The 22427-nt window shown below is 34.3% G+C and carries 12 protein-coding genes and 1 pseudogene; 7 read left to right on the plus strand and 6 right to left on the minus strand.

The features are described 5' to 3' along the window. The first annotated feature begins 431 nt into the window (after window positions 1-431). The 5 genes from KMP11_RS06240 (at window position 432) to KMP11_RS06260 (ending at window position 8565) form a co-directional block, all read left to right on the plus strand. On the plus strand, window positions 432-1841 hold the full coding sequence (locus tag KMP11_RS06240) for a heme-binding Shp domain-containing protein (protein ID WP_216279750.1): 1410 nt from the start codon (window positions 432-434) through the stop codon (window positions 1839-1841). Continuing rightward, window positions 1841-2782 carry a heme ABC transporter substrate-binding protein IsdE gene (isdE, locus tag KMP11_RS06245; RefSeq protein WP_216279751.1) on the plus strand — a complete coding sequence of 314 codons (942 nt, stop codon included), beginning with the start codon at window positions 1841-1843 and terminating at the stop codon, window positions 2780-2782. The genes KMP11_RS06240 and isdE overlap by 1 nt, the downstream gene beginning before the upstream one ends. A 10-nt stretch (window positions 2783-2792) precedes the next feature. Next, the gene (locus KMP11_RS06250) at window positions 2793-3758 is read left to right on the plus strand and encodes a FecCD family ABC transporter permease (RefSeq protein WP_216279752.1); all 966 of its coding nucleotides are present in this window, start codon (window positions 2793-2795) and stop codon (window positions 3756-3758) included. After that, a complete protein-coding gene (locus KMP11_RS06255; protein WP_216279753.1) occupies window positions 3751-4521 on the plus strand; it encodes an ABC transporter ATP-binding protein in 771 nt (256 codons plus the stop codon). The genes KMP11_RS06250 and KMP11_RS06255 overlap by 8 nt, the downstream gene beginning before the upstream one ends. A gap of 123 nt (window positions 4522-4644) precedes the next feature. Then, the gene (locus KMP11_RS06260; RefSeq protein ID WP_216279754.1) at window positions 4645-8565 is read left to right on the plus strand and encodes an NEAT domain-containing protein; all 3921 of its coding nucleotides are present in this window, start codon (window positions 4645-4647) and stop codon (window positions 8563-8565) included. 428 nt (window positions 8566-8993) lie between these two features. On the opposite strand, the gene KMP11_RS06265 is transcribed toward KMP11_RS06260, so the two are convergent. After that, a complete protein-coding gene (locus KMP11_RS06265) occupies window positions 8994-10391 on the minus strand; it encodes a DUF1542 domain-containing protein (protein ID WP_216279755.1) in 1398 nt (465 codons plus the stop codon). Between the two features lie 93 nt (window positions 10392-10484). Continuing rightward, window positions 10485-11942 (minus strand): annotated as a pseudogene (locus tag KMP11_RS07965) (DUF1542 domain-containing protein); the annotation flags it as partial. Between KMP11_RS07965 and KMP11_RS07745 the strand changes: the two are divergent. Then, entirely contained in the window at window positions 11884-12054 is a 171-nt protein-coding gene (locus KMP11_RS07745) for a hypothetical protein (protein ID WP_253195953.1), read from the plus strand. The pseudogene KMP11_RS07965 and the gene KMP11_RS07745 sit on opposite strands and share 59 nt — an antisense overlap. Here KMP11_RS07745 and KMP11_RS07970 read toward each other — a convergent pair. From KMP11_RS07970 to KMP11_RS06305, 4 genes are all read right to left on the minus strand, one after another. Further along, on the minus strand, window positions 12002-12163 hold the full coding sequence (locus tag KMP11_RS07970) for a GA module-containing protein (protein ID WP_216280194.1): 162 nt from the start codon (window positions 12161-12163) through the stop codon (window positions 12002-12004). The two genes, KMP11_RS07745 and KMP11_RS07970, sit on opposite strands and share 53 nt — an antisense overlap. Beyond that, window positions 12160-18804 (minus strand): DUF1542 domain-containing protein, encoded by a 6645-nt coding sequence (locus tag KMP11_RS06295; RefSeq protein WP_216279756.1) that lies wholly within the window; start codon window positions 18802-18804, stop codon window positions 12160-12162. The genes KMP11_RS07970 and KMP11_RS06295 overlap by 4 nt, the downstream gene beginning before the upstream one ends. Window positions 18805-19126: 322 nt before the next feature. Beyond that, the gene (gene rlmD, locus KMP11_RS06300; protein WP_216279757.1) at window positions 19127-20476 is read right to left on the minus strand and encodes a 23S rRNA (uracil(1939)-C(5))-methyltransferase RlmD; all 1350 of its coding nucleotides are present in this window, start codon (window positions 20474-20476) and stop codon (window positions 19127-19129) included. 96 nt (window positions 20477-20572) lie between these two features. After that, window positions 20573-20728, minus strand: coding sequence for an SE1561 family protein (locus KMP11_RS06305; RefSeq protein ID WP_215756528.1), 156 nt, complete (start codon window positions 20726-20728; stop codon window positions 20573-20575). Window positions 20729-20851: 123 nt separating this feature from the next. On the opposite strand from KMP11_RS06305, the gene cls reads away from it, so the two are divergent. After that, entirely contained in the window at window positions 20852-22366 is a 1515-nt protein-coding gene (cls, locus tag KMP11_RS06310; protein ID WP_216279758.1) for a cardiolipin synthase, read from the plus strand. Window positions 22367-22427: the final 61 nt, after the last annotated feature.

A 22427-nucleotide genomic window follows, 5' to 3' on the forward strand; every position in this document is an offset into this window, starting at 1 on the left:
GAAAAAATATTTTTTCTCTGCTATAATTCAGCTGAAAATAAAATCGGAGAAAATATTATGCAAGAAAATTTTGAAATAAATCCCAAAGAAAAAATAAAAAAATTCAAAGAATTTGCAAAAACATTTAAGAAAAAAATTATTGTAGTTAGCTTATTATACATATTATTTTTAATTAGCCACTACTTTTTTATAAATTTTTCTCAAAAATTATTTCTTGTTATCCACATATTTTTCCTATTCTATCTAATATACTTTCTAACAATTTTTATTTTTATTCTATTTAATATTATATATCTCAAGAAAAAGAAAAAATAATTCTTTAGCAATAAGGAATTATTTTTTCTTTTTTAGAAAACTATTTCAATTTAATATATTTTGTATTATAATAAAATTAATAAGTGAAAATTATTATCAATTAATATGGAGGGCAAATGAAAAAAAATATTTATTTAAAATTAATAATAGTAGTCTTATTGCTAATAAATTTATTCAACTTTCAAGCAGAAAAAAAAGTTAGTGCAAGTTCAAAAATTTACCAAGTTCCTGTGCAACTTTGGCATGCTGAAAATTCAGGAAGATTATCCATGGGCAACAATGCTCTTGCAAGTATAGCCCAGGTAGAAGAAAATGCCAAGGGTTCAATCTACACTGTAGAATTTATACCAATGCACTTTATGAATTTGAAGGGTCATCTCTTAAGCATGTCAGTTTATTCAGGGCCTTTATTTGCTGGTGGCTTAAGTCAAGCTAGTGTTATAAGCAGCTATCAAGATACAGACTTGAGTGGCGGTGTCAGCACCTTCCCTGCCCTGCTACAATTTTACAGATCTGCACAAAAAGAAGATAAAATCGGAGTTTCGGTCAGTGTCGACGCTATGAATGAAATCATTGGAGGGGACGCATCACAAAAAGCAATTTTAAAATTTAACTGGAAGGCGGCAAGTTTAATATCAGGTTCTGAAGAAGAAGCTAGCTATGAAGAAACAAAAGTCGTAGAAAAAAATAGTGGAGAAAATAAAATAGTAGAAAATACAGTAGAAGAAAAAAATCAAACTAGCCAAGAAGAAAAATCTGATGATGAAAAAAAAGCTAGTGATGAAGAAAAAGCTAGTGATGAAGAAAAACAAAAAGAAGAAACAAAAACAGAATTTACTAAAAAACAAGTGGCAGACTTTTTCAAAAATGATGTAAAAACAAAAGAAGTTGGACTTTATAAGATTGACATTACTGCTCAATACCTAAATCCCTTAACTGGAGTAACTGCTGATGGTGGAACTAAGAATATAGAAATTGGTCAGGGAATGAGCCAAGGAGTTATTTCTCCCATAAATAATAATTCAGGAAATTTAGAAGAAGCCATAAAAAATCAAAAATCGGGAGGCGAAAAACGTTGGTCAAAAGCCCAACTACAACGTACAAAAGACGGAAAATTATACGCAACCGTAAGAATACATTTAATAAACTGGGTAACTCGCAATAAAGAACAAGGACCCTTTATTAAAGTATTACAGGAAAATGGCGAATACAAGTTAGTAGAATCCAAAGAAACAAGTTCACACATTGAACAATACAAGGATAGTTATGCCGACTACACATTTGAAGTGCCAAGAGAAAATTTTTCTGCAATGGTGCAAATGTTTGTTGAACCTATGAACAGACCTGTTCGCTTCTTTGTTGAAGTAAATCCGGATACTATTCAAAAAGGTGGCGTAGATGGAATGAAAGCTATCGAAGAAAAAAATAATAATATCTACTATATAGTCGTAGGTGTTTTTGCAATTATTATTTTACTACTTGCTTATGTTTTAAGAAGTAAAAAGAAAAATATAGGTAAAGAATAATGAAAAAAAATATTTTTATTTATCTACTAATAATTTTTAGCTTAATCCTGACATCATGTTCCAATAAAACAAATAATCAAGCTATGCAAAAAGATGCGGCTGACAAAGCCTTTGAAGAAAGTATAGACCTAAAAGGAATTAATAGTGGTAAAAAATCAGAAGAAGAACAAGGCAAAAAAATTATAATGAATTCTGTTGCCCTGGCCAATATAGCGGCAAAACTAGATATAAAACTTGCTGGAGTACCAACAACAAGACTAGGAAAAATGCCAGAAAGATATAAGCATATATACCAAATAGGAATAGCAATGAATCCTAATATGGAAGTTGTCAAAACAATTAATCCTACCATCTTATATTCACCTGATAGCTTGAAAGATTGGCTAGACGAAGGACTTGAAAAGCATAAAATACCTCACAAGTATGTCAACTTACGAAGTGTTGACAGTCTTTACTCCGTAACAAAAGAATTAGCAACAGAATTTAAGAAACTAGAAAAATATAATATCTTAAAAGAAGAGAAAGAAAAATTTTTTATAGAATATAATAAAAAAATAAGTAATAAAACTAAACCGAAAGTTTTAGTATTAATGGGGCTACCTGCTTCTTATATTGTTGCGACAAAAAATTCTTATGTGGGAAATTTAATAGAACTAGCTGGGGCTGAAAATATTATCACAAGCGACAAAGAATTTGAACAAGTAAATTTAGAATATATTCTAGGAAAAAATCCAGATTACATATTAAGAACTGCCCACGCCATACCAGAAGTTGTAAACCAAATGTTTGAAGAAGAATTTAAAAATAATTCAGCTTGGCAACATTTTTACGCAGTTAAAAATAATAAGGTAATAGACTTAAATTCAAAAATTTTTGGTATGACGGCTTCTTTTGATTATACAGACGCTTTAGAAGATTTAGAAAAAATATTCTATAAATAGGAAAAACACAATGAACAAAAAAATAAGTCTTGCTTTTGTTAGCACAACAATATTATTGGTTATAACAATTTTTATAGCCATAAATACTGGTAATATAAAAGCTAGTCCTTTAGAAATTTTTAATTTAATATTTAATAAGACAAGTAACAGCACTCTAGCCATATTAGACTTGCGATTTCCTAGAATAATAATTGCTATCTTAGTAGGTGCAGCCTTGGCAGTTAGTGGTTTACTCCTACAAACGACTTTAAAAAATCCCCTAATAGACCCGAGCTTAGTCGGCGTTTCTGGCGGTGCAAATCTTATTTTATATCTGGGGCTTTTAGTAAGTCCGAGTGCCATAATATATAAATCATTTTTTGCAATTGTCGGTGGAATTGTTGGTTATCTACTTATATTTGCTTTTGCTAGAAATATAAAAAATAATGTTAGTATTATACTTATAGGTATTGCCATAAGTTCATTTTTTACAGGACTTTTAACAAGTTTAAGTTTTTTAGAAAACACAAGCAAGTCTCTAGCAAGAGCAAGTTTAGGTATTAAAAGTTGGGAAGATGTAAAACTCCTACTAATATGGATACCAATAACAATAGTAATAGCCCTATTATTAGCAAAAGTTTGTAATATTTTCTTTTTAGATGATAAGGTTATTGCCTCTCTTGGCCTTAATATAAACCTACTAAGATTTACTATATCACTACTTGCTGTAATTTTAGCTTCCATTGCAACAAGTGTGGTCGGTGTCCTAGCATTTTTATCTTTAATCGCTCCCCACATTGCCAAAATAATCGTCGGAAAAAATCACATATATTCCCTACCCTTTTCTGCCTTGGTGGGTGCTTTAATATTTTTAGGTTTTGATACTCTGGGACGTAGCATATTTAATCCCATAGAAATCCCAGCTGATATATTAATGTTGGTAGTCGGTGGACCATGCTTTTTAATTTTAATAAAAACAGGAGGGAAATATGAATAATATTATAGAAATTAAAAATCTTTCTTTCTCCTATAAAAAAAATAAAAGTATTCTAAAAAATATTTCCACAGAAATAGAAAAAAATAAAATAACAAGTATAATCGGAAGAAATGCTTGTGGCAAAAGTACCTTGCTAGAAATAATTGCAGCAAGTAAAAATAATTTTACCGGTCAAATATTAATTGATAAAAAAAATATTAAAGATTTTTCTAGAAAAGAACTGGCAAAAAAAATTTCTCTTGTCTTTCAAAAAAATATAGCACCCAGTCAACTAAGTGTATATGAAACTGTAAGTTATGGTAGACTGACCCACAAAAAAAATATTTTTAGCCAAAACACAAAAATTGATTTAGAAAAAATTAATAGGGCTTTGATAGCTACTGACTTAATAGATTTAAAAGATGAATTAGTAGAAAATTTATCAGGCGGGCAAATACAGCGTGTCTTTATAGCCATGGCACTTGCTCAGGATACAGAAATACTTTTACTAGATGAACCAACCAGTTACTTAGATATAAAATATCAAAAAGAAATAATGAAACTCATAAAAAAACTTAATAAAGAATATGAAAAAACGATAGTAATGGTTCTGCATGATGTAAACCAAGCTTTGAAATATAGTGATAATATCATAGCCATAGCAGATGGAAAAGTTATAAAAAATGATAAGGCTAGTAATTTTTACGATGAAAATTTCTTATCCGAATTATACGGACTAGAAATTAATATTTCAGAAAAAGAAAAAGCTGTAATTAGTTGGTAATTTAATAAAAAATAATTGAACAAGATTTGCATTTTTGATAAAATAAACATTGAGACTTATTCTCAATAGTACTTTCAGTTCAAATTTCTATTATAAAATAAAAATAAATTTAAGGAGTTTATAATGAAAAAACATAAAATAATATCTTTAAGCCTCGCTAGTGCCTTGTTATTTTCTACTGGTCTTTATTCAGCACAGATAGCCAAATATAATACTGCCTACGCAACAGAAAGTTCAAGTCTTGTAAAAGATTATAAGACACTAAAAGACGGAGAGTATGATTTAACATTCTCAGTTAAAAATGCCAGTAATTCTAACCAGCTATCAATGGCTGATGACGCTATGATAAAACCAGCAAAATTAACGGTTAGCAAGGGACAATACAAGGTTAAAATTAAATTTCAACCTATAGAAGTGAGTAATCTAAAAGGATACTTGGGCGATTTATTCTATTACGATACAGCAAATAAAAAAAGTCCTGCAAGTGCCCTAACATTTTATTCACCAGAAGAAAAAGATTCAGGTTTTGATGAATACAAAAAAAAGTATCAAAATAGAAGTGGCTATCCAAAAGAATTTGAATTTCCTATTGATAAAACAGCTATAAAATCCGATGGAAAATTAACCAGTAAAATAGGCGTTTATGTGCCTGTTATGGGCAAATATGGAGAGCAAGACGCCCTTATTGACTTTGATTTTTCTAATCTTGCTATAAATAAAGCTAATACAGCTAGCCGAAGTAGTGAAAATGAAAAGTTTGTATCATTAAAAATAAGTGATGAGTCCCCTCTTAAAACAGCTACTAGGAGAGCTATTGAAAAAATAGGAAAAATCAAAAAAAATAATGGAAAAAAAGAATTAATCCTGACATACTATAGCCAGCAAAAATGGGGAGTAAACCATATTTACGATAACGGCCTAATGAATGTTTGGTATAACTATGATGGCAGTCAAAATAGGACTAAATTGACATCTAAAATTATAGAAAGTGGCGACCATTATAAAGTATCAGAGCTTGCTATCCCTATTAATGAAGATAAGCCAATATACATTTTTGGAGAAACACAACTAAATGCCTATACAGGAACTACACAAGTTACATATGCCATAGTAAATATAAATGGCGACACTAGCTTAGCAAGTACAAAAAATAATAGTCCAAAACTTTTAAGAGCAAGTCAATTCGGAGCTTTTGAAAAAGATTTTTCAGAAAAAAAATTACCATTTGACTATAAAAAAGGTGATAGACTTTTTTCTCCCTATACAGCTGAGCAAGGAACAAAATTCAAATTAGCCGACGGTAGATTTTCTTTAGAATTAAATTTTGAAAGACCAGACATTCAAAATACAGATATAAGATATTTAAAATATACATTAGACGGTAGCGAACCAACAAATTCTTCTTCAAGTGCTGATTTGCGTTCACAAAGTTCCGATTTAACTCTTCCATCTAGTCTATATAGAATATTCATTGAGCCTCTTGCTGATATAAAAAATTTCAGTGAAAATGGCGGAGATGTAACATTAAAAGTAAAAGCCTTTAATGCTAAAGGTAATCCAGTATCAGATACACAAACTTATACCTTTCCTTTTTCTAAACATTACATAGATGAAATTCCTTTTAAATTAAATATAGCAGATAAGACTTTTGATGCTAAGTTATCATCTGACGTCAACTATGTTCTTACTAATGAAGTGAGTGTACAAAGTGAAAAAGCTGATTATTTAAAAGAGAAGCTAAAAGACAAGATCGCTCAACTTGCCTTAAATGATGTTACTTATACAAAAATTTCTTTACTAAAAGATGGGAAACCTTACACACCAGATTATCCAAGAGGTTGGTTAGAGGATAAAAATCCACTGCTTAAAGTAGATATTTCTAATTATAGTTCAGATGTTAATAAGCAAGTTTATCTATATAATTCTGAAGATGGCAGCTTAAATCTTGTTCCGACAGTAGTAACAAGTACTAAGTTTTCCTTTAGTGTAAACCAGCAAGAAGGCATATATATTATAGCTACTGCTAACAATAAGCAACTCCTAGATAAAGAAAAAGAAAAATTAACTAAACGCGTTGAAGAAGCTAAACAAATTTTAGAAAGTGCTAGTATTTCCAAAGAAAGAATAAGACTAAATCAAGAAATTGAAAAAGCAGAAAATCTACTTAATAGAAAATTTATAAAATTATACAATCTAATAAAAGCTGGTCAAAACATAGACAGAGCAATAAAAAATCTTGAAAATGCCAAATCTAATACCATCTTTTTAAAAAGAAAAATAGCTACAAATAATGAAATACTTGACCAGGATATCTTAAAAAAATTATTAACACAAGAAAAATATAATAAATTATTAGCCTTAAAATCAGAAATCAATAACAACTTAGATAATAATGAAAAATTACAGGAACTATTATATAATTTAGACGAGGAATTAAGCAATTTAGAATACAAATATAAAACACAAGATATTGACTACATGATAGAAAACTACTCACGCCCAGGAGTAGAATCTATGGCTAGCGGGGTCTTTGACAATAAAAATGCTCGTTTAATCTTTGCTCCAGATAAAACATATTTAGAAGTAAACTTAAAAACGATGACTATTTTTAATATACGTGCCCATCTTACTGATTTAGATATCTTTAAAGATAAACTAGATGAAGAAGAATTAAATGTGTATAGTCTAGGTAAATTTGAAGATACTGGGCTAAATGGTAAGCCAGCCCTATTTGACAAAAAACTAATTATTGAATTAGAAAAGGATGCAAAACAAAAATATGTAGTTCGTCTAGGTAATGACGGCATGGGAGGAGCCAAACCCCAAGCAAGACTTGTTATCAAAACTCAAATAGAAAAAAATACTACTTCAGATATTGATATTTACAACATATCAAGACTAATTAACAATACTTATGAGCCTGAAGCAAGTAGTAATAATATTTATACATCTGACTTTAAAAATCTTCCAGACGGAGAATATAATTTAGATTTTACTATCTTCAACTACTATTCTCCTGATAAAATATCTATGGCCAATGGAGCGGTTAATAAACCTGCTAAGTTGGTAGTGAAAAATGGAGAGTATCATGTTGAGCTAACATTTACTCCACTTAGATTTGCAGGACAGCAAGGCTACCTAGGAAATCTTTATTACTATGATAAAAATGGAAGTAAAAAGCAGGGAACAATATTAAGCTACTACTCAGAAAATGAAATAGATAACTTTATTGATATATATAAAAAGGCATTCCCAAGTAGAAATGCTTATCCAAAAGTAATTAGCTATCCTCTTGATAAAAATGATATTGAGGCTGATGGAAAATTAAAAACTAGAATAAATGTTTTTGTGCCAGTAATGGCATCTATAAATCAGGAAATAGGTTATCAGGATGCACTCCCTATATTCTACTTTAAAAAATATAATGTTGAACAAGAAAATCTTGAAAAAGAAGACGGCATAACAATAAAAGATGAAGTAAATAATGTAACTATTAGGGGGGACAAAATACCAAAAAATTCTAAACTACATGTTAAAAAATTAGATGAAAAAATAGAAAAAATTTCTGATATGGAATATGATTTATACGATATAGAAATTCAAAATAAAGACAACAATTCAAAAATAAATGTTTTAGGCGAGATTAATATAACAGCACCTAAAAAACAAGGTAAAACTATAGAAAAAGTTTACTATGTAGGAGATAATGGAGAATTAGAAGAAAAAGTTATTACAAGTCAAGATAAGGATACTATAACTTTCACTACCAACCACTTATCTAAGTACGCCTTAGTATATGCAAATAATAGTACTGTTAATAATGAGGGTAAATTAGATCCAACTGCTAATTCAAACTTATCTAATAATTTAAATATGGCTGATAATTCAAATTTATCTGATAATAATACTTCTAACAGGCAAGGAAGACAAATAAGTAAAATAAGTAAAAAACTAACTAAAACAGGTATAGAAAATTCAACTTATCCCCTATTAGTTTTATCTATGCTAGCAGGAGCTTATGCTTTAAGAAGAAAATTAAAATAAAATAAAAAACAGCTTTGGTTTTTACTAAAGCTGTTTTTTAACTGAATTTTCATAAGTTCTTTTAAAAAACTTTCTTATCTTTCTAATAAAATATAACTATTTTATATAATAAAAATAGAGTAATACATATTAGTCAAATATTAATGAAAAATAATATTATAAACATTAATTAACATGTCCAAGTTTAGATAACTTATATCTAGTCCTATTATTAGCTAATAATTATTAAAAAAATAAGAATTAAGCAAGAAAAATGCAAGAGGAGAATAAATAAAAATTCATATTTTCTATAAAAACTTATATTTAATTTAATAAAATTTTTGCCTAAATAGCAAATAAGAAGCCAATATATTGGCTTCTTATTTTTATTTGTGGTCATAATTATTTTATTATTTTATGACCCTATTAAATCCTAGCTCTCCTAGACTTTATTTTGACTCTTTGTCAATTCTTCTTCTTAATGCTGCAAGCATTAAGGCTAATCCTAGGGCTGTAGTTGAATAAACTACTGTATTTTTCTCTGCCTCTCCTGTTTTTGTTAGTTTCTTACTTGCATGTTTTCCTTTATGCTCTGCTTTAGTAAGTTTTTTAGCTTCTTTTTCTTCTGTAGAAGCATATCCTAGATTGTCAATATTTGTTTCAAGCTTGCCTTCTTTTATTTCTTGGGCGTTTGCTTGGTTTGCATTGTTATTTTCTGGTTTAAGTTCTAAGTTATTTGCTTCTTCTTCAGGTTGGGCTGCAGCTCCTATGTTAAATTCAGGTTCTCCTAGTCCTGGATTGCCAAGTAGACCTGCCTTGTTTATTGCTTTAGCTACGTTTTCTCCTGCCGCCTTGGCTTCTTCTTCTTTTTTGGCTAGTTCAACTTTTTCTTTAGCTTTATTTAGTTCGGCCCTAACTTCTTCTATACTCGCTGCTCCGTTGATGCTATCTTCTGCTTCTTTGGCTGCTTTTGTTATCTTGTCTTTTGCTGCGTCTTTTTGATCAGGAGTTAGGCTAGTGTTCTTGTCTATGTCTTGGTGGGCTTTGGCTTTTTCTGCTTCTATTTCACTTATTGCATCTGCTTTGGCTTTTTCTAGTTCAACTTTTGACATACCTGCAGTTTTCGATTTCTCTATTTCTTCTATTTCATCTACTTTGTTTATGTCGCTCATTGCATAGCTTACAGCCGCAAACACTTTAGTTTTTATTAGATCTTTTTGATCAGCATTTAATAAACCATTGCCGTCTACCGCCTTATTTACTTCGTTTTGTTTTTCTGCTAAAGCCTCTATTGCAGCTATCTTACTTGTTCCTGTTGCTTTTGCTACGTTTATTTCGTTTGTGTTTGTTGCTGCATTTACTGCATCCATTGCTGCTGTTGTTGCCGCTGCTATGGCTTGTTTAGCTAAGTTTTTGTCTGCACCGTCTACGTGTTGACTGCCATCTATTGCTTTATTTGCTTGTCCTTGTTTGTCTACTAGGTCTTTTAGGGCGTCTGCCTTGTTTTCTCCTAGGTTTTTAGCTGCGTTTATTTCGTTTGTGTTTGCTGCATCATTTACTGAATCCATTGCAGCTGCTGTTGCTTCAGCTACTTTTGCTTTGGCTTTGTTTCTGTCTGCTTGGCTTACGTTTGTATTAGCGTCTATTTCCGCATTTGCTTGTCCTTGCTTGTCTACTAGGTCTTTTAGGGCGTCTGCCTTGTTTTCTCCTAGGTTTTTAGCTGCGTTTATTTCGTTTGTGTTTGCTGCATCATTTACTGCATCCATTGCTGCCGCTGTTGCTTCAGCTACTTTTGCTTTTATCGTCGCTTTTTGATTGTCATCCAGGTTGTTATTGCTGTCTACCACCTTATTTACTTGGTTTTGTTTTTCTGCTAAAGCCTCTATTGCAACTATCTTACTTGTTCCTGTTGCTTTAGCCGCGTTTATTGCCTCTGTGTCTGCTGCAGCGTTGATGTTAGCTTCTGCTTCTTTAGCGGCTGCGTCTACTTTTGCTTTGGCGTCTGCTTTTTGTTTGTCGCTTAAGCCTGGTTTGTTGTCTATGTCTTGGTGGGCTTTGGCTTTTTCTGCTTCTATTTCACTTATTGCATCTGCTTTGGCTTTTTCTAGTTTGACTTTTTCTAAACCATTTTCTTTTGGTTGTCTTATTGCGTCTGTGTCTGCTGCTCCGTTGATGTTGTCTTCTGCTTCTTTAGCGGCTGCGTCTACTTTTGCTTTGGCGTCTGCTTTTTGTTTGTCGCTTAAGCCTGGTTTGTTGTCTATGTCTTGGTGAGCTTTGGCTTTTTCTGCTTCTATTTCACTTATTGCATCTGCTTTGGCTTTTTCTAGTTTGACTTTTTCTAAACCATTTTCTTTTGGTTGTCTTATTCCGTCTTTGTCTGGCGCAGCGTTGATGTTGTCTTCTGCTTCTTTAGCAGCTTTTGTTATCTTGTCTTTTGCTGCGTCTTTTTGATCTCTGTCTAGGTTGTTGTCAGCTTCTATTGCTTCGTGTGAGGCTTGTTTTTCTACTTCTATTTTGCTTATTGCATCTGCTTTTTCTTTTTCTAGCTCAACTTTTGTTTTACCATTTTCTTTTGGTTGTCTTATTGCGTCTGTGTCTGCTGCTCCGTTGATGTTGTCTTCTGCTTCTTTAGCGGCTGCGTCTACTTTTGCTTTGGCGTCTGCTTTTTGTTTGTCGCTTAAGCCTGGTTTGTTGTCTATGTCTTGGTGAGCTTTGGCTTTTTCTGCTTCTACTTCACTTATTGCATCTGCTTTGGCTTTTTCTAGTTTGACTTTTTCTAAACCATTTTCTTTTGGTTGTGTTATTCCGTCTTTGTCTGGCGCAGCGTTGATGTTGTCTTCTGCTTCTTTAGCAGCTTTTGTTATCTTGTCTTTTGCTGCGTCTTTTTGATCTCTGTCTAGGTTGTTGTCAGCTTCTATTGCGTCGTTTGATGCTTGTTTTTCTACTTCTATTTTACCTATTGCGTCTGCTTTTTCTTTTTCTAGCTCAACTTTTGTTTTACCATTTTCTTTTGGTTGTGTTATTGCATTTGTGTCTGGCGCAGCGTTGATGTTGTTTTCTGCTTCTGTTGCGGCTGCGTCTACTTTTGCTTTGGCGTCTGCTTTTTGTTTGTCGCTTAAGCCTGGTGTGTTGTCTATGTCTTGGTGAGCTTGGGCTTTTTCTGCTTCTACTTCACTTATTGCATCTGCTTTGGCTTTTTCTAGTTTGACTTTTTCTAAACCATTTTCTTTTGGTTGTGTTATTCCGTCTTTGTCTGGCGCAGCGTTGATGTTGTCTTCTGCTTCTTTAGCAGCTTTTGTTATCTTGTCTTTTGCTGCGTCTTTTTGATCTCTGTCTAGGTTGTTGTCAGCTTCTATTGCGTCGTTTGATGCTTGTTTTTCTACTTCTATTTTACCTATTGCGTCTGCTTTTTCTTTTTCTAGCTCAACTTTTGTTTTACCATTTTCTTTTGGTTGTGTTATTGCATTTGTGTCTGGCGCAGCGTTGATGTTGGCTTCTCTGCTTCTTTAGCGGCTGCGTCTACTTTTGCTTTGGCGTCTGCTTTTTGTTTGTCGCTTAAGCCTGGTGTGTTGTCTATGTCTTGGTGAGCTTGGGCTTTTTCTGCTTCTACTTCACTTATTGCATCTGCTTTGGCTTTTCTAGTTTGACTTTTTCTAAACCATTTTCTTTTGGTTGTGTTATTCCGTCTTTGTCTGGCGCAGCGTTGATGTTGTCTTCTGCTTCTTTAGCAGCTTTTGTTATCTTGTCTTTTGCTGCGTCTTTTTGATCTCTGTCTAGGTTGTTGTCAGCTTCTATTGCGTCGTTTGATGCTTGTTTTTCTACTTCTATTTTACCTATTGCGTCTGCTTTTTCTTTTTCTAGCTCAACTTTTGTTTTACCATTTTCTTTTGGTTGTGTTATTGCATTTGTGTCTGGCGCAGCGTTGATGTTGGCTTCTGCTTCTTTAGCGGCTGCGTCTACTTTTGCTTTGGCGTCTGCTTTTTGTTTGTCGCTTAAGCCTGGTGTGTTGTCTATGTCTTGGTGAGCTTGGGCTTTTTCTGCTTCTACTTCACTTATTGCATCTGCTTTTGTTTGGGCTAGTTCTATTCCTGTTAAGCCGCTTGCTTTGGCTGTGTCTATTCCGTTGTTGTCTGTTGCTGCGTTGATGTCTCTTATTGCATCAGTTGCTGCTTGGTCTACTTCGTCTTTGGCTCTTTGCTGCTGTTCTGGGCTTAGGTGGTTATTTTGCTCAATTGCTGCTTTGGCGTCTGATCTGGCTAGTTCTACTTCTTCTATTGCGGCTGCTTTGGCTTTGGCCAGGTCTATTCCTGGTGTTGCTGTTTGTTTTGCTGCGTTTATGCCGTTTGTATCTGCTGCTGCGTTTACTGCTCCCATTGCATCTGCTGTTGCTGCTGCTATGGCTTGTTTAGCTAAGTCTTTGTCTGCAGGACCTACGTGTTGACTGCCGTCTATTGCTTTATTTGCTTGTCCTTGTTTGTCTGCTAGGTCTTTTAGGGCGTCTGCCTTGTTTTCTCCTAGGGTTTTAGCTGCGTTTATTTCGTTTGTGTTTGCTGCATTGTTTACTGCATCCATTGCGGCTGCTGTTGCGGCTGCTACTTTTTCTTTTGCTGCTAATTTGTCTTCTGGTCTTAGGTCTGGGTTGTTGTTTATTGCTTCATTGACTTCGTTTTGTTTTTCTGCCAGGGCTTTTATTGCATTTACTTTGTCTGTTCCTGTTGTTTTTGCTGTGTTTAAGTCTGCATCTGTTGTTGCAGCCCCTGCTGCTAGTATGGCTGCATTTGTTGCCGTAGCTACTGCGTCTTTAGCTTTTTGTTTGTCTTGGTCTTCTAGGCCAGCTTTGCCGTCTATTTCAGTGTCTGCATTTGTTTGGGCTTGTCCTAGCTCTTGTACTGCTGTGTCTTTTTTAGCTGAGTTTGTTGGAACGCCTTCTATAACTCTTGTTCCATTTGTTTTAGCAATTTCTACATCTCTGTCTGTAGTTGCAGCGTCGATATTGGCTTTTGCCTCTCTTGCCAGTCTTTCTACTTCTGCTTTTGTCGCTGCTTTTTCTTCAGCTGTTTGGTTGTTTCCTGGACCGTCTATATCTCTTAGTTTGTCAGCTTTACTTTGATCTATTGCATTTTTAGCATCTGTTTTTGCTCTTGAGTCTGTTGAGACGTTGTTTATGTTTGTTTCACCTAGTTTTCCTGCTTGTTTAGCTGCACCTTCAGTGTTTGTATGTGTATTATCTATTGCATCTATTGCATCTTGTTTAGCTTGTCTTACATCTCTTAATGCAGCTTGTTTTTCGCTGTCTGTCATTTTTGAGGTTCTTATTGCTTGTTCTTTGTTTTCTGCTGTTTTTTCTACACGTTTTTTAGCTAATTCTTTTGCTTTTTTCAGTACAATATCTTCTATTCCTGCATCTTTTACATCTGGTATATTATTTTTGTCTGTTTGAGCTTTTATGCTATTTACTACTCTTGCTGCTTCTGCTTTTACTGCATTTAGGACTTGTTCTTTTTCATCAGTATTTAAGAGATCATCACCGTCTATATCTGCTTGTGCTGCTTCTACTGCTGCCTCTACTGCATCTATTGCATCTGCTTTTGTTTTGGCTAGGTCTATTCCTGTTAAGCCGCTTGCTTTGGCTGTGTCTATTCCGTTGTTGTCTGTTGCTGCGTTGATGTCTCTTATTGCATCAGTTGCTGCTTGGTCTACTTCGTCTTTGGCTGCTTGCTGCTGTTCTGGGCTTAGGTGGTTATTTTGCTCAATTGCTGCTTTGGCGTCTGATCTGGCTAGTTCTACTTCTTCTATTGCGGCTGCTTTGGCTTTGGCCAGGTCTATTCCTGGTGTTGCTGTTTGTTTTGCTGCGTTTATGCCGTTTGTATCTGCTGCTGCGTTTACTGCTCCCATTGCATCTGCTGTTGCTGCTGCTATGGCTTGTTTAGCTAAGTCTTTGTCTGCAGGACCTACGTGTTGACTGCCGTCTATTGCTTTATTTGCTTGTCCTTGTTTGTCTGCTAGGTCTTTTAGGGCGTCTGCCTTGTTTTCTCCTAGGGTTTTAGCTGCGTTTATTTCGTTTGTGTTTGCTGCATTGTTTACTGCATCCATTGCGGCTGCTGTTGCGGCTGCTACTTTTTCTTTTGCTGCTAATTTGTCTTCTGGTCTTAGGTCTGGGTTGTTGTTTATTGCTTCATTGACTTCGTTTTGTTTTTCTGCCAGGGCTTTTATTGCATTTACTTTGTCTGTTCCTGTTGTTTTTGCTGTGTTTAAGTCTGCATCTGTTGTTGCAGCCCCTGCTGCTAGTATGGCTGCATTTGTTGCCGTAGCTACTGCGTCTTTAGCTTTTTGTTTGTCTTGGTCTTCTAGGCCAGCTTTGCCGTCTATTTCAGTGTCTGCATTTGTTTGGGCTTGTCCTAGCTCTTGTACTGCTGTGTCTTTTTTAGCTGAGTTTGTTGGAACGCCTTCTATAACTCTTGTTCCATTTGTTTTAGCAATTTCTACATCTCTGTCTGTAGTTGCAGCGTCGATATTGGCTTTTGCCTCTCTTGCCAGTCTTTCTACTTCTGCTTTTGTCGCTGCTTTTTCTTCAGCTGTTTGGTTGTTTCCTGGACCGTCTATATCTCTTAGTTTGTCAGCTTTACTTTGATCTATTGCATTTTTAGCATCTGTTTTTGCTCTTGAGTCTGTTGAGACGTTGTTTATGTTTGTTTCACCTAGTTTTCCTGCTTGTTTAGCTGCACCTTCAGTGTTTGTATGTGTATTATCTATTGCATCTATTGCATCTTGTTTAGCTTGTCTTACATCTCTTAATGCAGCTTGTTTTTCGCTGTCTGTCATTTTTGAGGTTCTTATTGCTTGTTCTTTGTTTTCTGCTGTTTTTTCTACACGTTTTTTAGCTAATTCTTTTGCTTTTTTCAGTACAATATCTTCTATTCCTGCATCTTTTACATCTGGTATATTATTTTTGTCTGTTTGAGCTTTTATGCTATTTACTACTCTTGCTGCTTCTGCTTTTACTGCATTTAGGACTTGTTCTTTTTCATCAGTATTTAAGAGATCATCACCGTCTATATCTGCTTGTGCTGCTTCTACTGCTGCCTCTACTGCATCTATTGCATCTGCTTTTGTTTTGGCTAGGTCTATTCCTGTTAAGCCGCTTGCTTTGGCTGTGTTTATTCCGTTGTTGTCTGTTGCTGCGTTGATGTCTCTTATTGCATCAGTTGCTGCTTGGTCTACTTCGTCTTTGGCTGCTTGCTGCTGTTCTGGGCTTAGGTGGTTATTTTGCTCAATTGCTGCTTTGGCGTCTGATCTGGCTAGTTCTACTTCTTCTATTGCGGCTGCTTTGGCTTTGGCCAGGTCTATTCCTGGTGTTGCTGTTTGTTTTGCTGCGTTTATGCCGTTTGTATCTGCTGCTGCGTTTACTGCTCCCATTGCATCTGCTGTTGCTGCTGCTATGGCTTGTTTAGCTAAGTCTTTGTCTGCAGGACCTACGTGTTGACTGCCGTCTATTGCTTTATTTGCTTGTCCTTGTTTGTCTGCTAGGTCTTTTAGGGCGTCTGCCTTGTTTTCTCCTAGGGTTTTAGCTGCGTTTATTTCGTTTGTGTTTGCTGCATTGTTTACTGCATCCATTGCGGCTGCTGTTGCGGCTGCTACTTTTTCTTTTGCTGCTAATTTGTCTTCTGGTCTTAGGTCTGGGTTGTTGTTTATTGCTTCATTGACTTCGTTTTGTTTTTCTGCCAGGGCTTTTATTGCATTTACTTTGTCTGTTCCTGTTGTTTTTGCTGTGTTTAAGTCTGCATCTGTTGTTGCAGCCCCTGCTGCTAGTATGGCTGCATTTGTTGCCGTAGCTACTGCGTCTTTAGCTTTTTGTTTGTCTTGGTCTTCTAGGCCAGCTTTGCCGTCTATTTCAGTGTCTGCATTTGTTTGGGCTTGTCCTAGCTCTTGTACTGCTGTGTTTACGCTCTCACCATTAAGTGCATTTTTGGCATTTTCTAATGCTGTTACCGCCACATTTACCTCTGTTTGACTCGCATCTGGTTTATCCTTAATTTGTTTAGCATTTTGCAGGGCTTGGTCGAAGGCATTCCTAAAACTTTCATGTGCTGAAGTGTACTTAGTTTGACTTTTAAGATTATCTCCTTCTGTTACCTTTGCTATTAAGTCGTCCTTATCTGTTACGTCATAAGTAATACTTTTAGTTACGGTATCACTAGTACCATCTGGAAAGTTATAGGTTACGACTATCCTAGCCGTCTTGTTAGTGCCAGCATTTGCTGTGTCAGGGGCTGTTTGCCAAGCGTAATTTATGATCGTCCTGTTCATAGAATCTGCTTCGATAGCACTTCTATTGCTAATAAAATCTTCTGGATTACCAAGACTTGCATTTTTTGCTACGGTCTTCTTAGTCGTAGTTGGCAGGGCTTGGGGTAGGACTACCAATAAACCCGGGTCAAGGTCGACATCAGTTATAGCGTCTGTAACACCAGAAAAATCTGTAGCTGAAGTTTTATATTTTAGAGTTCCCTTCAATTCATACTCTTTCTTTTCCGTAATATTATCAGGAACACTTACTGCAAACTTCAGAGTCTTGGGATTTTCATGTGTAAGAGTTCCTTTCGCTACTCCCTTAGACCCAGAAAGAGTCCAAGAATTCCACTCATTATTATTATTATTATTTGGACCAGCTTCGGCAAAGCTTAATCCAGAACTATTTGGTGCCGTAACAACCCAACCTTCAAGCCTGGTTGGAGCATCTTCGGCAAAGGCTTTAACACTTACGCCGTTGAATGTCGCCTTATGTGCCGCCCCACCAGAAACAGCATACTTGGTTGTAGGGACATAGTCCGTAGTTACTCCCCCAGGGTTTACAACTCTAAAATTACGTGCTAGCATGGTTGAATACTTATGAGTCCAATCAGCCGCAGAGTAGTCGTCCCACATTTTAATACGTATTTTATTAACATTATCAGGTATAGAAACAAATTTTATTTGATTACCACGATTTATTTTTGTATCCTGAACAATTGCATCCTGCTCATTTCCCATGGCGTCCACAGAATGTATACTAATATGTACTGGATGTCTCGTATTACTAGAACCAATGACTAAATTTGCTGAGTCGGCTACCTCAAAACCAAAAACAAACTTTGAACCTGGATTTACATCAACATCCTGATAAAATCCCTCATAACCTACTTCTCGACGGGCATTTTGTTTTTTAAAATATTCAGCAAATTTTCCAAGAGATAGGTATTTTGTATTGGGTTTTACCGATACCCCATCAAAAGCTGACTGCATGTAGTTTTCCATAACAGTTACATAACCATCTTGGGCTATGGGTTTCCAGCCAAATGCATTCCTCTGGTCTTCTGTCAAATCACTAGGCTTAATATCAAGATATTTGGCCTGTCCACCTCTTTCGGCATAAGCATTACCAGTTCCTCGACTGGGCATAACCAGGTTATTCAGGGAGGCAGGAAGATTGTCTAAGTTCCCATTAACAAATGAACCATGACGTTCTTTCTTGCTTTTTTCACGATCTTGAGGAAGAGTAGTCGCATTATTTCTAAACTCATGCCCACGAATATTCGTAACATTATTATTTGGAGCTGGACTAGCCTGCCTTCTACTTCTTTTTAGGGGCTTGTTGGCCTTTTTGTATTCCTGGTAGGCTACAGATTCTTGCAGAGCCTTTTGTTGCTCATCTGATAGGCTGTCTACCACCTCTTGACTAGGCTTTAGGTCTTCAAAGTCTTTAAGTGTTAGCTTTTTTAAGTCTTCAGGCTCCATGTTTTTGAAGTCTTCAATGGTGATGTGCCTCTCTTTTTCTTCTGCTTTTTCCTCTGTTTTTTCTTCTCTTGCTTCTCTATCTTCAGCTTTTTTATTTTCAGCTTTTCCAGCCTCAGCTTTTTTATTTTCAGAGCCTAAATTGGCTGGGCTTTTTTCTGCAGTCGACTCCAGACTCTCCCCCTTTTCTAAGGCCTGGTCTCCTGTCTTGGCTTCTGCCCCACTTGGCAGGGCGCTTGCTTTTTCCTTGTCTTCTTGTTTGTCCTCTTTCTTATCCTCTTTAGCTCTTGCCTGTCCTGCTTTTGGGCTTGTTGGATTTTCTGGCCCACTTGCTTCTTCTAGGGGCTGGACACTTGTTAGAGTATCTGGATTTTCCTTTTCACTGGCAAAAACTTGTGGCGTAACTAAGAGGAAAGATCCAAGGAAAATTGAACCTACTCCTATCTTGAATTTACGTATTGAAAACCTGTCTTTTTTCTTGTGATACATTATATCCTCCTATGATTTTTTCAAAATATATGTTTATTTCTTCTAATTATTTATTTTATTCGTTTAAATAGTATAAAAATTTAGTAGTTTTAGTTATATTCTACCCCCCCCCCCGATTTTGTCAAGATTTTCAGCCTAAATTAAAATATTGCTAATGTTTTTAAGTTTCTTTTATTTTATAATTTATTTTAATAGTTCTTGCTTTTTATGTGGTCTTCCTTTAAAAAAATATTCAAAACATTTTTAATTTAAGACTTTCCACTAATAAAAAAGACAAGTAGGCTATTTTAACTTGTCTTTAAAATAAATTTTATAAGGTTTTTTATATCTTTCTTTTAGTCAATAAGGTTACTACTTCAACACTCGCTGTTTGGGGGAACATGTCCACAGGTTGAACTTTTTCCAACTTGTATTTTTTCAGCAATATTTTTAAATCTTTTGCCAGTGTCGATGGATTGCAGCTCACATAAACTATACGCTTGGCATTTGCAGTCAATAAATATTTGGCTAAATTACCCAGCCCCGCTCTGGGTGGGTCTACAATAGCTACATCAAATTTATGACCTTCTTTTTTCAATTTTGGCATAACTTTGCCAACATGACCTAGCTCGTAATAACAGTTTTTTAAATTATTTAATTCTGCATTTTCTTTGGCATTTTTTATGGCTTCTTCTACTATATCTATGCCGTAAACTTCCTTGCAATATTTACTCACATACTGTCCTATACTTCCTACACCACAAAAAGCGTCTAAGACCAGTTCATTTTTCTTCAAATCAGCAAATTCTACTACCTTGTCATAAAGATTTTTAGTTTGCAGTGGATTTAATTGGAAGAAAGAATTAGCCGACAGTTTATATTCAATATCTCCTATTTTTTCTGTGATGTGGTCTTGACCGTAAAGAACTATATTTTCTTCTCCCATAAGCAAATGACTTTTTTCATTTCTTATATTCAAAACTATACTTTTAACAATGCGCTCTCTTTTTAATTCCCTTACCAACTTGTCTAAACCAGCAATATTTTTTGTATTGGCAACAAATATTACCTGCATATCTCCATTGGAAAATGATACTCTTGTTGAAATATATTTTATACCCTCAAAACGTTTTGAAATTGATACGGGAATTTTAAATCTTGCTATATATTTTTTACAGACTTCTATAATCCTATTACTGTCTTCATGCTGAACTATACAATCCTTAATATCCACAAGTTCGTTTGTTCCCTCTTTGTATAGACCAGCTACAACTCTTCCATCTTTATTTATGGCCACTGGAAACTGATTTTTATTGCGATAGTGATACTGTTTAGGGCTTGGTAAGACTTGCTTAATTATATTTTCTGGATTTTTTATATTTAGGTATTTATTAAAGGCATCAATAACAATTTCACGCTTAAAGTCTAACTGCTTGGCATAATTTACATGGACTAGACCGTAGGCTCCACTTTCTAAAAATTCAGGACGCACAGCCTCAAGCCTGTCTGGACTTTTTTCCTTGATACTCAATAATTTTGCCCTAATATATTTTGGAGTCTCCTCCTCAATTTCACAATTAACCACTTCATTTGGCAAGGCTCCTTTTACAAAAGTTATTTTCTTTTTGTAATAGCCGATACCCTCGCCATTAATTCCTATTTTTTTTATTGTTAATAAAATTTTTCTAGCCATGCATTCTCCTTTTTCAAATATAATTTTACAATTATTTACAAATAAAAAGATTCAAAAGTTTAATAAAAAACATTTAGAATCTTCAATTCATCAAAATTATTTTATTGTCTTTATTTCATTGTCCAATTCTTCAACTAATTCTATTAGTCTATCAATCTCTTTTAAATCTAGGTTTTCTGCTTCAATACTTTCTAATTCCCTGGCAAAATTTTCAAATTTATTTTTTAATTCTTCTAAAATATTAGTAGTCATATCTGCTCCTTTGTTTTGCTTAATTACTATTATATTATAAAACTTGCTAAATTTCTATATTTTTTATAAAATTGTAAGTAGCTTAGGCAATTATAGTTTACTTAAGGAAGGGTTGGTAGCATTATGGCATATGTAAATTCACTACATATAAGTTTTGGTGAGTATTTTTCTAACTTCACTAATTTTTTCAGTGGTTTTAACGCCTTAGCATTTTTTTATATCTTAAATATTGCCATTGTATTTGCAATTATATTTTTAGAGTTTGAAAGAGCCACTTCTTCTTGGTCTTGGATTTTAGTTTTATTACTAATCCCCTACTTGGGATTTATTCTATACCTTTTACTGGGGCGTCCAATTTATAGGGAAAAAATATTCCCCTATTCAAAAGAAGAAAAAATTGAATTTCAAAAAAAATTATTTAATCGGAAAGAAGCCTACAAGATTACAAAAGACGACCCTGTAACCTATAATAACAGAAATTTAATAGAACTTAATTACCAATCAGACCAGGCCTTTTTATCAACCAATAATGAAATAAGAATAATTTCAAATGGAAAAGAAAAATTTAAATTATTATTCGAAGATATTGAAAATGCTAAAAAATATATCCACATTCAATACTACATTTTGAAAAAAGATAAGATAGGCAAAGAATTATTTAACCTACTCATAAAAAAATTAAATGAGGGCGTCAAGGTTTATATTCTTTATGACGATATAGGTTCTAGAACCTTAAACAAATACACCCTTAAAAAATTAATAGACGCAGGCGCAAAAACAAAAAGTTTTTTCAAGGCTAATTTCTCCCTAATAAATTTTCGTATGAACTATCGCAACCACAGAAAAATAGTTGTTATTGACGGAAAAGTTGGTTATACTGGGGGCTTTAACGTGGGAGATGAGTATTTGGGACGGGACAAAAAATTTGGTAATTGGCGGGATAGGCATCTTAGAATTGTGGGTCAGGCTGTTTCATCTTTAAATTTAAGATTTATCGATGACTGGAACTCCCAAGTTTTAAAAAATGAAAAACATGAATATCTTAATCTTGATGACTATAAGATTGTTGAGTATGAAAAATTAGACAAGACTGTTGCCATGCAGATAGTTACCAGCGGACCCGATGACCAGCTAGACCAAATTAAGTACGGCTATTTGCACATGATAAATCGGGCAGAAAAATATATTTATATTCAGTCCCCCTACTTTATTCCAGATGAAAGTATGATGGACGCCCTAACCATGGCTATTTTGTCGGGTATAGATGTTAGAATAATGATACCAGAAAAACCCGACCACATGTTCGTTCACTGGGCTAACTATGCCCATGTCGGAAAATTAGCAAAAATTGGTGCTAGGATTTACGAATATGCCGACGGATTTTTACATGCCAAATCAATAATAATTGACGACGAAGTAACCAGTGTGGGCAGCGCCAATTTTGACAACAGAAGTTTTAGATTAAACTTTGAAATTAATAGTTTTATTTTTGACAAGAAAACAACAAAAGAATTTAAAAATTTATTTTTACAAGACATGGAAAAATCAAAACTGCTAACAAAGGAAAAGTATAAAAATCGCAGTATAGCAATTAAAATGAAAGAAGCCATAGCTCAATTAATATCACCCATATTATAACTTTTTATTGTCTTTACTAATGAAATATGTTATATTTAGATGTAGTTAAATTTAGGAGGAA

Source organism: Gemella sp. zg-570 (assembly GCF_018866345.1).
Taxonomy (GTDB): Bacteria; Bacillota; Bacilli; order Staphylococcales; family Gemellaceae; genus Gemelliphila.

What these genes read in the sequence shown, in the direction of transcription:
- KMP11_RS06240 (WP_216279750.1), top strand. Translation starts at nt 432, where the DNA reads ATGAAAAAAAATATTTATTTAAAATTAATAATAGTAGTCTTATTGCTA.
- isdE (WP_216279751.1), top strand. Translation starts at nt 1,841, where the DNA reads ATGAAAAAAAATATTTTTATTTATCTACTAATAATTTTTAGCTTAATC.
- KMP11_RS06250 (WP_216279752.1), top strand. Translation starts at nt 2,793, where the DNA reads ATGAACAAAAAAATAAGTCTTGCTTTTGTTAGCACAACAATATTATTG.
- KMP11_RS06255 (WP_216279753.1), top strand. Translation starts at nt 3,751, where the DNA reads ATGAATAATATTATAGAAATTAAAAATCTTTCTTTCTCCTATAAAAAA.
- KMP11_RS06260 (WP_216279754.1), top strand. Translation starts at nt 4,645, where the DNA reads ATGAAAAAACATAAAATAATATCTTTAAGCCTCGCTAGTGCCTTGTTA.
- KMP11_RS06295 (WP_216279756.1), bottom strand. Translation starts at nt 18,804, where the DNA reads ATGTATCACAAGAAAAAAGACAGGTTTTCAATACGTAAATTCAAGATA.
- rlmD (WP_216279757.1), bottom strand. Translation starts at nt 20,476, where the DNA reads ATGGCTAGAAAAATTTTATTAACAATAAAAAAAATAGGAATTAATGGC.
- KMP11_RS06305 (WP_215756528.1), bottom strand. Translation starts at nt 20,728, where the DNA reads ATGACTACTAATATTTTAGAAGAATTAAAAAATAAATTTGAAAATTTT.
- cls (WP_216279758.1), top strand. Translation starts at nt 20,852, where the DNA reads ATGGCATATGTAAATTCACTACATATAAGTTTTGGTGAGTATTTTTCT.